Origin of the sequence: Marinobacter sp. C7 (assembly GCF_022343555.1) — a bacterium.
In the GTDB taxonomy this organism is placed as follows: domain Bacteria; phylum Pseudomonadota; class Gammaproteobacteria; order Pseudomonadales; family Oleiphilaceae; genus Marinobacter.
Genome location: NZ_JAKQZH010000002.1, coordinates 749,441 through 763,259, shown reverse-complemented (window position 1 = coordinate 763,259; position 13,819 = coordinate 749,441). Strand labels below are relative to the sequence as shown.

Sequence of the window (13,819 nt, the reverse complement as noted above, 5' to 3'; positions counted from 1 at the left end):
ACGATTTCTTCTTGTCGATTCCGTTGGAGTGCTTTCATGAAATCAAAACTATGTAGTGCCGCCATACTCGCGCTGGCGACACTGTTCTTCAACCCTGTCTGGGCACAAGAGACTCCGACGGTTGACAGAACGGCCACAGGGGGAGCTCAAACCCTCGAAGACATCATGCGCCGTCAGGAACAGCTGAAGATCGACGAGTCCTTTCGGTCTGAAAACCTCGGAGATCCCGCCAATGCGGCGCCCGCAAGTGGCCAACTGGGTACGCTGGGGGGGCGCTCTGACGCCGATATCTGGAGATCTGTTCGCTATAACAAGATCGACCCCACCGTTCAGTCACCCGGCCCGGCCAATACCGTGATGATTCAGGACGAAGGCATTGCCTGGTACAAGCTGCGCGAAGGACCGGTCATCACCTACGGCGGCGGCGCCCTGTTGGGCATCATCTTACTGCTCGTCGTGTTCTACTTCGTTCGCGGCAGAATCATGATCGATGGCGGCCCAGCAGGCACCACCATTGAACGGTTCAAGGCCATCGAACGGTTTGGCCACTGGCTGCTCGCCGGCTCGTTTATCGTACTCGGTCTCACGGGGCTGATCACCTTGATGGGACGCAGCTTCCTGATTCCCGTGATCGGGCTCGACGCTTTTTCCACCCTCGCTACCGGGTCCAAGTGGCTTCATAACAATGTTGCCTGGGCTTTTATGCTGGGCCTGGTCATGACCTTTGTCATGTGGGTTGCCCACAACATTCCCAATAAGCTGGATTGGCAGTGGCTGAAAGCGGGAGGAGGTATCTTTACCAAGAGCCACCCCTCCGCGAAGAAATTCAACGCCGGCCAGAAAATCATCTTCTGGACCGTGATGTTGTTGGGCGTGTCCGTCTCCCTCTCTGGTCTGTCACTACTGTTCCCGTTCCAGATGCCCATGTTTGCGGACACCTTTGGTGTCATCAACAGTGTCCTGGGGACCAGTCTCCCAACGGAACTGGCACCGCACGAAGAGATGCAATACGCCAACATCTGGCATTCGATTGTGGCCTTTGTGATGATGGTGGCCATCATTGCCCACATCTACATCGGCTCGGTCGGCATGGAAGGTGCGTTCGATGCCATGGGTAACGGTCAGGTGGACCTGGAGTGGGCGCGCCAGCATCACGATCTCTGGGTGGCCGAGGTCGAGGCTAAACAAGGCAAGGGAGAATCATCGTGAAGGTCATGATTTCCGCATTTGTCGCAGCCCTGTTGATCGCCTCACTTGCTCCGGTGGTTCTGAACCAGTTCGGCTGGTCATCTGCCGAACAAACCAGCAGTGAGAGCGTGCGTCTTGACTGATCAGTCTGAGGTATACCAGATCGATGCCGTCGGTTTGGTATGCCCTCTCCCGATTCTGCGCTTCAAAAAACGCACTCAGGACCTGCCCAGTGGGACGCAGGTCGAGTTCCTGGCCGATGACCCGAGTGGCCGCAAGGATATGCAGGCACTTTGCGAGGTCACCGGTCACCGGATTGAATGGATTAGGGAGGAGGACAAGGGCGTCCTCCGCTACCGGATCTGTCTCGCATAGTTACAGCCATCATTTTTACCGATCATTCTCTACCCGCCAGATCGCCGTTGCAGGTCCCTCAGGCATACATCCTTTTTTTTCGCAATTCATTGTTGCCGGGCAATTGAGCAAAAACCACACTATCGGGGGGCCATGCGGAGCCGCCGGGCTGGTAATATTGCATATGAAAGACTTTAAACTACAATCGTGATGCAACGAAGATGGGGAGTTTGACCATTGACGCCTATACGGGGGTTCGACCGTAATCCGCCAGACGGCGGGAAAATTGATCATCGACGAGCCACGGTAGCGTATTTCTGCCTCGTTATCCTGGCAGCAACCTCTCTTGTTCTCGGCTTGATCAACCTGATTTTCTTTCAGGCGTATTTGCTCACGGCCGTCGAATTCATCTTCCTCGTGATCACTCTCGCTGCATTATTTGATCTGCAACGCCATCAAAACGTTGAGCGAGCCGCCTGGGTCTCCGTACTCTCGGCCGGTGGATTGACTCTGTTTTTCTTTTACTACGTGCGGGGTGATTTCTCGGCGTCGGTTTGGGCGGTGTTCTTCGTAATGATCAACTTCTTCCTGCTAGGGACACGCAGGGCAGTTCCCACTTACGTTGCCTTTCTCGGCCTACTGGCCGCACTGATCTTCGCCAACCGAACCGAGTGGCCAGCCGTGCAGGGGAATGCCTCACTGGTGAACATCTTCGGTGCACTTACCGCTGGTGGTGTTGCAGCCTATTGCCAAGAGCGCTCGCGGGAAAGCGCACAGGAGAAGCTCCAGACGTTAGCAGACCGCGACTTCCTGACCGGAATATCCAACCGGCGTCATTTCATCGAGATAATGACCGACGTACAAAGGGAGATGCAGGCAACCGGCCAACTCTATTCACTCCTGCTGGTCGATATCGACAACTTCAAACAGGTCAACGACGTCCATGGGCATGCCGTCGGCGACGAGGTCATTATTGCCATGACCCGAAGACTTACGTCTGCAGTTCGGGCCGAAGATCTCGTGGGCCGGCTTGGCGGCGAGGAATTCGCTGTCTTGCTGCGGGTCGGCGATCGCCAGACTGTGCAACAGCGCGCCGAGGCCATAAGGATGGCGGTGGCAAAAGAACCCTTCACCACGGAAGCGGGCCAGCTTCCGGTGACCATCAGCGTCGGCGTTGCCACCGGGGATCCCGATTCGCAAGGCGGGAAGGAGCTGTTCGCAATTGCCGACAGACATCTGTACATGGCAAAGGCCCAGGGCCGCAACCGGGTTGTGATGCACGATAACGAAAGTCCCGGATCGATCCCTGGCACAGCATCCGCAGAGCGGGTGTGAGTCCGGAAGCTCAACCCGAGCCACCTGCAAAATGCCCTGCATCCAGCAGGGCATTTTCAAAGGCTATCCGGGCGGCCGCCTTTACAGATAGGGAGGCTTGTTCGCCGCAGCCCGCTCGGCCTTCCATTGTTCCAGGGTCTGCGCGGCTTTCTCGCCCTCCAGCGATCCGACAACTTCGAAGAAGTCACTGCGCAGCTCGTCGCTCAGCACTTGGTTGCGAGGCTTACTGCGGACCACATAAACGGTCTGCAGATTCTGGTGATCGAATGCCCGCCACTGTTGCCGGTCCTTGAGCAACGTGTACTCATGTCCTTCCAGGGCCTTGATCAACGCCTGAGTATCGGTGGTTCCGGCACGCTCCACCGCACTCTTGTACTCGTAGACAATGTCATAAGCGGTGGCCGCGGTAGAGGTCGGCCGGACCCCGTATTCTTGCGTAAACGCCTCGACAAACTCCTTGCCACGCGGGAAATCGAGCTGATATGGAATCGTCCACTCCCAGGGGGTGGTCGAGATCACGCCTTCCAGGATGGTCGCACCGACAGCCTGGGCGATACCCAGCGTGATATTGGGCAGGATAATCTGAACCTTGTCTTTCAGACCCATCTCATAGGCGACCTGAAGTGCCCGGACCAGGTCGTCACCGTAGAGCACCAGGACCAGCACGTCGGCATCGCTCGCTTCGGCGGTCTCCAGAGCCTTTCTGAAATCCCGGATGAGGGCCCGCGGGAAGGGGGTCAGCGCGTGGGGGTGCTTTTCCGTATCGGAGGTATTGGTAAATTCGCGAAGCGACGCCTCAGAGGAGTGCCCCCAGGTGTAATCGGCGGTCACATAGAAATAGTTGGCGTCGCCGAAGTTTTCCGTCAGATAGTGACCCAACGCATTCGCCGTCATCCAGGCGTTGGGGTACTCGCGAAACATATGGTCGTGCCCTTCGCTGCCGGTGGTGGCATTGGCGGAGGTTGTTGTTCCGAAATACAGACGGCCGAGCTTTTTCGCGACCTTGCCCGAGGCAATCGTCACCGCACTGGACGCGCCCCCGAAGACCATGTCCACGTTTTCTTCGCGGATCAGCTCTTCCGTATTCGCGGCGCCCCGTTCGGGCTCGCCGGCCGTATTGCGAATGACCAGCTCTACCTCCCTGCCGAGGATGCCTCCCGTTTCGTTGATTTCATTCACCGCCAGAAAGGCGGCGAGCCGCTGCTGTAAGCCAAGGTTCTTGTAACGTCCGGACTCAGGGTAATTGAAACCCAGCCGTATCGTTTCCGCCATCAGCGGGAAACTGGCGATACACAGGATCAAGCCTGCGAGCAGGGTTGCTCTCCTTTTCATTGATACAGTCCTCTGATTTGTCTTGTATTTTTTGGTGTCAGAACTATACCCGCATTTAAAAGACTGAACGGTCGTTCAACGTAAAAAGAGGGGTATTTTTGGTTACGGACTGTATCCCCGGCACCTTGACTTCGCTCAAGCGTGTTTATTCGACTCCTCAATTCCTCCGCACTCGTGTACCATTCACTACTGTACAAACATACAGTTCCCAAAGACTGCGAGGAAACCTCATGGCAGTACAAGCACTCTATTATTCGGATAAGGATGGCCTGGAAATGGCGCTGAAGAATCCCGAAACGATGCTTTTTCAATCCAAAGCCGAGGCGGATGCCCGAGACAAGATTCTGGAACTGGCCGAGAACATCCAGATGTTCCTTGAGCGCAAAGTTGAGGGCCTGGGCGAGGACCTGGCCGAACAGTGCGCCATGGCCATTGCTGAGGAAAAGGACCTGTTCCAGAAGGCCCTGAAGAAGCCACAGCTGCTGAACGCCGAGGCCGGCGAGTAAGCTGGCACCGCCATTTACACGACCGTAACGCCGTTCTTCTCCTCCCCGCACCTTATTCTGGCTACACTATCGGAAAGCCGTGCGGGGTCTCTTTCCATCCATGAATATACGCTGTCTTTTCCTATTGCTCTGCTCTCTGTCCCTGTGGACCAGCGGAGCTGTCGCCAAGCAGGTTACTGCTGCACTGGACGACCTGCTTCCTCCGGTGCAGACCCAGACTGAACAGCAGCCCCCTGTGAGTGCGGACGAAGCAAAAGACAAGGAAGAAACCGACAGCAAGAATGCCTCGGAAGAAGAGAAAGAACCCGAACCCTCTCCTACCCCGGTAAAGCCGGAGATCGAGGCACTGGAAGAGCCTCTGGAAAGCCAGCTGCCGACACCCGAGAACGAGGACATTCGCCAGCACATCCAGAAACTGGGTGAAGCGCTCGCCGCCCGCCGTAAAGCACTGGGCACCAGTCAGGAGCGACTGGCCTTTGCCGAATCCCTGCTCAAGCGACTGGACAACGAATACGAGAGCTTCCAGCTCCGGCTGGAGCGGGCCGGGCTGAATCTCACCGACGATTACGCCAATCTGCTACGTCAACGGCTGGAACGTTTGCGCAGCCAGACCATTGCCGCCGGTCTGACCCAGGGCATCACCGCCCAGCTCTCCGCAGCCCGCGAAGAGCAGCTGCGCCTGGAAGAGTTCGAAGCGGTGATCAATCCAAGCGACGACATCCGCGGCCAGCTGGAAGTCAGGCGCTCGCAGCTGCTGCGAGAATTGCACGGGGTGGTCACCGAGCACATTGAAGTGCTGAACGACTATTACAACACCGTCGCCGAGCTGCAGGACCGGCTGGAAGCCTACAAGGAACTCCTGCAGCAACGCCTGTTCTGGTTACCCAGCACCGAGGCCATTGACCTGGCTACCTTCGGAAAGCTGTTCGAGGGCGTCAGCTGGCTGGCATCGAGCCTGGAATGGACCCCTTTAGGGGAGGGCGTCAAAACCTCGCTCGATGAACACTGGCCTGAAATCGCCCTGCTTGCGGCCCTGCTGATCGTCCTCTCGGCCCGACGCAGGCCCATCCGCCGGGCATTGGCCGAGTCCGGGGAAGACGTGGGCAACGTCGGCAAGGACCACTGGAACCTGACACTGTATGCCAGCCTCCTCAGCCTGTTGCGAGCCCTTCCCGCGGTGATCGCGCTGGGTATCACGTCATTACTGCTCGATGAAGGCAACGAATTCCTGCATGCGTTGTCCCGGGGTTTCTCCAATGCCGCGTTTACCATGTTGCTGCTAAGGACGGTCTATACCGTTGCCTATCCGGGTGGTTTGGGAGAGCAGCACTTCCATTGGAATCCCAACACCCTGCAGGCTCTGCGTAAACAGATTCCGCTTCTGCTCTGGGTCCTGACGCCCATCGTCATCATCATGCCGGCCATGGCATTGCCCGAGGGATCGGTCTACAGCGACAGTCTGGGCCGCACGCTCTTCGCCATCGCATCACTGGCGCTGGCCTGGTTTGCTCACCAGTTCATGTCCGCCGTACGCCAGGATCAGCCGAGTCGACGGGCGCTAAAGGTGTTGCACGTTGTCGCCGTTGCGGTACCTCCCATGCTGGCGGCGCTCTCGGCCTGGGGCTACCACTACAGTGCCGTTCGCCTTGAAGGTCTGATGTTCATGAGCATCTGCTGGCTCGCCTTTGTCATCCTGCTGCATTACCTCGGACTGCGGGGGCTGACCGTCCGGGAACGGCGCATGGCCCTGGTACGGCGGCTCGAAGAGCGCGAGGCCGAGCGCAAGCTGGCAGAAGCCCGCGAAGCCGCAGAGTCCACCGGTGAGGCCATGCCGGCAAGCTACGACTCGCCCCGGCAGGATATGAATGACATCAGTCAGCAGAGCGAGACGCTGCTTCGCACCCTGTCCCTCGTGGTGGCCGGCATCGGCCTCTGGATGCTGTGGGACGATGTATTCCCGGCCCTGGGCATCTTCGACGCCATCACGCTCTGGAGCATCGATACCGGCGTGGAAGGGGAAACTCCGGTGCCCATCAACCTGGGCGACCTGATGCTGGCGCTTGCGGTCGGAGCAGGTACCGTGCTGGCCGCCCGCAACCTTCCTGGGACCCTGGAGGTGATGTTCCTGAGCAGGCTACGCCTGGAGCCGGGGGTCGGTTACGCCATCACCACCATGGCCACCTACATCATTGTCTTTATCGGCATCATCGCCGCGCTCGGGGTGCTGGGGCTGCAGTGGTCGAAACTGCAATGGCTGGTGGCGGCCCTCGGTGTGGGCCTGGGCTTTGGCCTGCAGGAGATTGTGGCCAACTTCGTCTCGGGTCTGATACTGCTGTTCGAGCGCCCCATCCGTGTCGGCGACACCGTCTCCATTGGCGGCATCACCGGCACCGTCTCCCGGATCCGTATCCGCGCCACCACCCTGGTGGACTGGGATCGCAAGGAACAGATCATACCCAACAAGACTTTCGTTACGCAGGACCTGACCAACTGGACCCTGACCGACGCCATTACCCGGGTCATCGTCAGGGTGGGCGTGGCCTACGGTTCCGATGTGGACAAGGTCCAGGACCTGCTGTTCCGGATTGCCACCGACAACGAGCGGGTCGTGAATGACCCGGCCCCGGCGGTGTTCTGTGTTGGCCTGGGCGACAGCAGCGTGAACTTCGAGATCCGGGTCTTTGTGCGCGAAATCGGGGACATCATGCCCCTGTCCCACGAACTGCACGCCACCATCACCCGGTCGCTGCGGGAAGCGGGAATCGAGATTCCCTTCCCGCAACGGGACATTCACATCCGCACCGCAACGGCGTCGTTTCCGGGCAGCACCACCCATACGCGCAAGGATCAGGAAACTCGTCCGGAATAGGACTGGAAGAAAGCGGCATTTACCGGATCTTTACACCGGTTGACGACATCCCGTTGCCCGCTTTGAGAAGATAACGGGTAACAACAATACCGCCGGAGGTTGGGATGGGAAGAATCACAGCAGTCGTTATGGGCCTTACCCTCACGCTGATATCTGGCTGCAAGGTGACGGTCTCCGAAGGTTTTGATGATGAACACGACCGGGATTCGTTCTCTTCGGGATTCTTCCTCTATATCGGTGACACCGGCGAAGATTTCCCGGACGATTCCTGGAGCCTGGATGTGGCGGCGGAAGCCTGCATTGATGATTCCCTGTATTTTGAGACTGACAGCGGTCGGGTCCGGGTCTATGGCTCCCCCGCCTACAGCGAGACCGACTTCCGGGCGGCGGCAACGGAGCTGGAGCGACGGATTGACGGCGTACTGAGCCGGTTCCAGTTGCGCTGGCCGGAGTTTGTCGAGGACCGCAGTACGTCCGTGCCGGATCCGGACCATCTGATTGGCTGCCTGAGCCCGACGCTGTCCAGAAGCGAGTTTGCATCCGCTTCCGTCGCCGCCGTCAGCATCATGCCCTACGCCAGCCAGTGGCCCTACGACTCAGACCGGATCATCACCCATGAACTGGCCCATTTCGTTCAGGAGAACCTGAGCCGCTATCAGGCCCGGCATTCGTTGCTGCCCCTGTGGTTTGCCGAGGGCCAGGCATCGGTGGTGGCCGGCGAGCCCATTGCGCCGGTCTACCAGCACTATGATTACGACCCGCTGATGGATGTCACGGTCTTCGATGCCACCACCGCCGATTACCGCTTCGAACATTACGCGCTGGCCTACCATTACCTGGAAGAGGCGAACGGCCCACTGGCGCTGACAGTCCTGCTGGATCTCGTGCAGTTCGCAGACTGGGAGGGCCTGGACGGCACCACGGCCTCCGGCGAATCGCTGGCCTTCGTCGAAGCCTTCAATGCCGCCGGACTGGTAGACCATCGCAACCGCTACCTGAGCCTCGAAAGGTTCAAGACCGAGTACCATGAACTGTTAAGAAACAGCTACTGATGCCGACTGTCAGGTATCGGGCAACCCGGTCGGCAACAGACTACTTATCGAGACGCTCTATCTCTGGCTGCGTGAAATTCCCGGGCCCATTCCAGCGCCTCTGCTGCAGGTAGGGGCTTGGTGTAGAAATAGCCCTGGACAAGCCGACACCCCATTTCCAGCATACGGTCCTGCGTTTCCTGATTCTCGATCCCTTCGGCAACGATGCGTTTATTGAAGTTCTTCGAGAGCCCGATGATCGCACTGACGATCAGCTCATCCTCGCCATCCTCCAGCATATCGGTCACAAAGGAGCGATCAATCTTGATTTCGTCGGTGGGCAATCGTCTGAAGTAATCCAGCGACGAATAACCTGTTCCGAAGTCGTCCAGCGACACCAGCACGCCCTGCGCCCGGCATTCAGTCAGGAGTGATATGACCCGATCCGTTTCATCCAGAGCCGTTGTTTCCAGAAGCTCAAGAATAAGCCGGGAACGAATCGACGCCTCACAGCCGGCCAATGCCGATTTCAAATCCGCAACGAAATCATCGCTGATGAAATGCGATGGGCTCAGATTAATGCTCAGCGAATAATCCAGCCCCTCTTCTTGCCATGTCTTCAACTTTTCGACCGCATCGCGGATAACAAACCGGCCCACCTCAGCAGCGTACTCCGTATATTCCAGGTGCCCCAGGAAACTGATGGGGCTCAGCAGTCCCCTCGCAGGGTGCTGCCAGCGAATCAGGGCCTCGAATCCCTCAACACGATTTTTCAACAAGTCGATCTTCGGTTGCAGAAAAAGCTCAAACTGCCCCATTTCCAGAGCCGCCGGAATCTGTTCCAGAATCTCCACCCGCTCTTTCCGGGAAACGTGGGTTTCAAGGTCAAACACCTGGTACTGATTCTTGCCGGACTCCTTTGCGGCATACATTGCCTGGTCGGCATGCCGCAGGAGTCCATCGGTATCCGAGTGATCCGCAGGATAAACCGTCACGCCCATGCTCCCTGAAAGCTGCAGAACATGGCGTCTGAACGGAATCGGGCGCCTGATCTCTTCAAGAATCCGCCGATAGATTGAGGGCTCCTGCGTGTCCCGGATGATGGCAACGAACTCATCACCCCCCAACCTCGCGATAATATCGTGTTCTCTGACTGCGCTTTTCAGGCGATCCGCCACAGTTTTCAGCACGGCATCGCCAACCGAATGACCGTGAGTGTCATTAATCTCTTTGAACCCGTCCAGATCAATAAAGCAAATCGACAGAATACCCTGCCTCTCATCGGCCTCACCAAGCTCCCGCTCGAAGAGTTCAGTCATCAGGCGACGATTGGGCAAGCCGGTCAGAGCGTCAAAATTAGCCGCCTTCTCGAGGTTTTCCTTATGATTGAGCTTTTCTTCAAACAAACGCTTACGCTCGATAAGCTGGCTGATGGTCTGCAACAAAGGACCAAGTTCACTGGCGATTTTCGGGGAATAACCGTTGTGGCGGTTCGCCAATCCGACGAGCCCAATCTGCTCATCACCTGAAAAAATCGGAATACCCATGTAGGCGGAGATTTCAGGGTGCCCCTCGGGCAAACCGCCTCGCCTGGGATCCGATTCAAACTCGTTCGAGATAATTACTTTTCCAGCGGTAATGGATACTCCGATCATGTTATCCAGGCGTTCGAACCTCATGCCTCGGCGCTGAACTTCCTGGTACAGCCCTTTTGTTTCAGGACTCCAGGCAATGTTAGTGATGGCTCCGACCTCCAGGAAAGGATTGCCATGATCGTTGTGCCGAACCTCACCAATAAAACCAAACTGGCTGTGGGTCAGGTTGAGCAGATCCTCTAACATGATCTCGAAAGCTTCGGAGTGGTCCTCATAGGTCAGGAATATGTTTTGAGCTCTTTGAATTGCACGATTCAACTCGGAAACGGTCATGAATTCCTGATGGTGATCACTCAGGTACGCGCGCTCTATCTCATCTTCGATCAGGTTCGCAAGGCTTCGGAGTACATCAAGCTCAACATCCGGAACGGTGCGGGGTTTTCTGTCGATAATGCAGAGAGTTCCAATCTTGAAGCCGGTAGGCTCCCGAACAGGCATGCCTGCATAGAACCGGATATAAGGCGGGCCAGTGACGAGCGGATTGTTACAAAACCTGGGATCCTTGGCGGCATCCTCGATGATAAACACCCTGTCCTGCTCGATCGCGCGATCACAGATTGCGTCTGAACGTGGTGTTTCCTGTGTCTCGAGACCCTGGCGGGATTTAAACCATTGCCGGTCCCGATCGATTAAGGAGAACAGAGCTATTGGCACCGAATAGAATCTCCGGGCCAGGTAAGTCAGGCGGTCAAACCTCTCCTCCTGTCGTGTATCCAGAATCCCCAGCCGTTCAAGAGCAGCAAGACGACTCTTTTCTGTCTCGGCCTTCCCCATAAATAGTCTCCAAGAGCTCCCGCAACGGTGAGCAGGTAATAACAGAGGGCTAACCCCTGAAATTTTACCCCGCAAGATTAGCTTGCTCTGTAACGTTTAGAAACCTTGGTGTCGGGAAAAGCTCAGAGGAGAAGGACCGAGCTCTGAAGTTTCTTAAGCCACTATGCGTAGAGTGACTCGATGACCTCAATGTATTTTTCGTAGATGTTGCTGCGGCGCACCTTCATGGTCGCCGTGACTTCATCATCATCGTGGTCCAGTTCCTTGGTCAGCAGGTGGAAGCGCTTGATCTGAGCCACCTGGGGCAAGGTGTCATTGCCCTTATCGATCTCGGTACGGATCAGTTCGTTGACCTGCTCGTTCTCGGCCAGGCTGCGGAAGGTGGTGTAAGGAATCCGCTCCTGCTCCGCCCACTTGGCCACGGTCTCGAAATCGATCTGGATCAGGGCCGAGACATACTTCCGCGCTTCCCCGATCACGATGCATTCCTTGATGTAGGGGCTCGCCTTGATCGTGTTCTCGATTTCCGTGGGCGAGAGGTTCTTGCCCCCGGCGGTGATCATGATGTCTTTCAGACGATCAACGATCCGCAGCTGGCCGTCACGCCACTCCCCCACGTCACCGGTGTGCAGCCAGCCGTCTTTGTAGGTCGAGGCCGTAGCCGCATCGTTCTTGTAATAGCCCTTGAACATGCTGCCGCCGCGCATCAGGATTTCGTTCCGTTCGCCCAGCTTGACCTCAACGCCTTTCACCGCAACCCCTACGGTTCCCAGCTGTATATTGTCCAGAGGCTGGGCGGTGGCCACCCCAGTGCTCTCCGTCTGACCGTAGACTTCCACCAGGGGAACGCCGATGGTCCGGAAGAACGACAGGATACCGGTGGAGATCGGTGCTGCCCCGGTCAGGGCGATGTGGCAGCGGCGCAGGCCGATGTAGTTCTGCAGGGCCCGGAAGATCAGCCAGTAGCTGAGCCCGTAGACCAGCTTCTCCCGCAAGGTCCAGCGTTCCCGGGGCTTGGTGGCCATGGGCTCGCAGGCCCGCATCGCCCGGTTGAACATGGCCTGGCGTAGTCGGCCGGTCTCCTGGATCTTGATATAAATGGCGGAGTGGAGCTTTTCCCAGATTCTGGGCACGCCCAGAAAATAAGTCGGGGCGATTTCACGGAGATCCTCCTGCACCGTCCTCAGGCTCTCCCCGAAACTTACCGTGCTGCCCACATAGACCGGGGCGATGTTGGTGAGTGCCTGCTCAGCGACATGGCATAGCGGCAGGTAGGACAGGCTGGAGGCATGCCGGTCGACACCCAGCAGTTCGATCAGCCCCGGTGCCGCCGCGTGCAGATTGCCCCAGCTGATCATGGCGCCCTTGGGTCGCCCGGTGGAGCCGGAGGTGTAGATCATCAGCGCGGTGTCGTCCATGGCCTGGCGGGCGAGCATGTTATCGATCAGGTCCGGATGTTGCTGTTCGAACTTCCGGCCCATGGCCTCCACGGCCCCGAAGGCGGTGGGAGGCGCCGGATAGCTGCGCAATCCCTTCATATCGATGGTGACACAGTGCTGCAAATGGGGCAGCTGGCCCCAGGCCTCGATAACCTTGTCGGTCTGCTCCTGATCCTCGCACACCACAATTTCGGCATCGCTGTGTTCGAGGACATAGGCCACCTCATTCCAGGGACTGGTGGGATAGACACCGACGCAGATGCCGTTCACCAGACCGATCCCCATCTGGGCTATCACCCACTCCACCCGGTTCTCGGAGATGATCGCCACGTGACCACCCTCGGACAATCCCAGGGCCCGCAACCCCAGTCCAAAGTGGCAGGCGCGCCGGTAATAGTCCTGCCAGGTGTAGGCCTGCCAGATGCCAAAGTCCTTCTGGCGCAATGCCAGATGATCGGAACGGTCGCGGGCATGGGCCCGCAGCATCTGGGGAAGGGTAAGTTCGGGTACGGTCGGTGTTGTCATGAGAGCCATCGCTTGCGACGTTTGTAATGCTTGATATCCCGGTAACTGCGGGTTTCGCCTTCGGCACCCCCCACCCCGAGGTAGAACTCCTGGACATCCTCGTTGGCGGTGAGCTTTTCCGTCGGCCCATCGATCACGATCTTGCCGTTCTCCATGATGTAACCGTAGGAGGCGATCGCTAGGGAAACCGCCGCATTCTGCTCCACCAGCAGGATGGCAGTGCCCTGCTCCCGGTTGATCCGGGCAACGATGGTGAAGATCTCCTCTACCAGCAGTGGTGCCAGCCCCAGCGAGGGTTCGTCGAGCATGATCAGGTCCGGCTGGGCAATCAGTGCGCGGCCGAGCGCCAGCATCTGCTGTTCGCCCCCCGACAGGTAGCCGGCCAGCTGCTTGCGCCGTTCCTTGAGGCGCGGAAAGTAGTTGTAGACCAGCTCGTAGCTGTCACTCAGGGAGGGTTTGTTGCCGGTAAGTGCATAGGTAGCGGCAATCAGGTTTTCCTCGACGGTCAGGTCCTCAAAGACCCGGCGCCCCTCCATCACGTGGAACAGGCCATTGCGCACCAGTTTCTCCGGCGGCACGCCCTTCACATCCTTGCCACGAAAGCGAACTTCCCCGGCGGTGACCTCCCCGTCCTCCAGGGTGAGCAGCCCCGAAACGCTTTTCAGCGTGGTGGATTTACCGGCACCGTTGGAACCGAGGAGCGCCACGATGGCGCCCTTCGGTACCCGCAGGGACAGGCCCCGAAGGACCTGCACTGCCTTGTTGTAGACCACCTCGATGTTATCGATTTCCAGTAAGGCTTCCATACAGC

Annotated in this window: 11 protein-coding genes; 7 read left to right on the top strand and 4 right to left on the bottom strand. The window is 57.9% G+C overall.

Translation table 11 applies throughout. The annotated features are described in order from the left end of the window. Positions 1 to 36: 36 nt before the first annotated feature. From MD273_RS13360 to MD273_RS13350, 4 genes are all read left to right on the top strand, one after another. Positions 37 to 1,209, top strand: coding sequence for a formate dehydrogenase subunit gamma (locus MD273_RS13360; RefSeq protein ID WP_239038279.1), 1,173 nt, complete (start codon positions 37 to 39; stop codon positions 1,207 to 1,209). Continuing rightward, positions 1,206 to 1,331 (top strand): hypothetical protein, encoded by a 126-nt coding sequence (locus MD273_RS19100; RefSeq protein ID WP_285229165.1) that lies wholly within the window; start codon positions 1,206 to 1,208, stop codon positions 1,329 to 1,331. Before MD273_RS13360 ends, MD273_RS19100 begins: the two co-directional genes overlap by 4 nt. Then, positions 1,324 to 1,563, top strand: coding sequence for a sulfurtransferase TusA family protein (locus MD273_RS13355; protein ID WP_239038278.1), 240 nt, complete (start codon positions 1,324 to 1,326; stop codon positions 1,561 to 1,563). The genes MD273_RS19100 and MD273_RS13355 overlap by 8 nt, the downstream gene beginning before the upstream one ends. Before the next feature lie 216 nt (positions 1,564 to 1,779). Further along, entirely contained in the window at positions 1,780 to 2,877 is a 1,098-nt protein-coding gene (locus MD273_RS13350; RefSeq protein ID WP_239038277.1) for a GGDEF domain-containing protein, read from the top strand. An 81-nt stretch (positions 2,878 to 2,958) separates the two neighbouring features. On the opposite strand, the gene MD273_RS13345 is transcribed toward MD273_RS13350, so the two are convergent. Further along, entirely contained in the window at positions 2,959 to 4,209 is a 1,251-nt protein-coding gene (locus MD273_RS13345) for an ABC transporter substrate-binding protein (protein WP_239038276.1), read from the bottom strand. Between the two features lie 230 nt (positions 4,210 to 4,439). Here MD273_RS13345 and MD273_RS13340 point away from each other — a divergent pair, with 230 nt between their 5' ends. From MD273_RS13340 to MD273_RS13330, 3 genes are all read left to right on the top strand, one after another. Next, positions 4,440 to 4,715 carry a YebG family protein gene (locus MD273_RS13340; RefSeq protein ID WP_239038275.1) on the top strand — a complete coding sequence of 92 codons (276 nt, stop codon included), beginning with the start codon at positions 4,440 to 4,442 and terminating at the stop codon, positions 4,713 to 4,715. 100 nt (positions 4,716 to 4,815) lie between these two features. Further along, the gene (locus tag MD273_RS13335) at positions 4,816 to 7,584 is read left to right on the top strand and encodes a mechanosensitive ion channel domain-containing protein (protein WP_239038274.1); all 2,769 of its coding nucleotides are present in this window, start codon (positions 4,816 to 4,818) and stop codon (positions 7,582 to 7,584) included. Positions 7,585 to 7,688: 104 nt separating this feature from the next. Then, positions 7,689 to 8,636 (top strand): gluzincin family metallopeptidase, encoded by a 948-nt coding sequence (locus tag MD273_RS13330; protein ID WP_239038273.1) that lies wholly within the window; start codon positions 7,689 to 7,691, stop codon positions 8,634 to 8,636. A 44-nt stretch (positions 8,637 to 8,680) separates the two neighbouring features. On the opposite strand, the gene MD273_RS13325 is transcribed toward MD273_RS13330, so the two are convergent. From MD273_RS13325 to MD273_RS13315, 3 genes are all read right to left on the bottom strand, one after another. Further along, complete coding sequence (locus tag MD273_RS13325) at positions 8,681 to 11,044, bottom strand: sensor domain-containing phosphodiesterase (RefSeq protein WP_239038272.1); 2,364 nt, start codon at positions 11,042 to 11,044, stop codon at positions 8,681 to 8,683. Between the two features lie 161 nt (positions 11,045 to 11,205). After that, on the bottom strand, positions 11,206 to 13,008 hold the full coding sequence (locus MD273_RS13320; RefSeq protein WP_239038271.1) for an AMP-dependent synthetase/ligase: 1,803 nt from the start codon (positions 13,006 to 13,008) through the stop codon (positions 11,206 to 11,208). Further along, entirely contained in the window at positions 13,005 to 13,814 is an 810-nt protein-coding gene (locus MD273_RS13315) for an ABC transporter ATP-binding protein (protein WP_239038270.1), read from the bottom strand. Before MD273_RS13315 ends, MD273_RS13320 begins: the two co-directional genes overlap by 4 nt. Between the last annotated feature and the right edge of the window lie 5 nt (positions 13,815 to 13,819).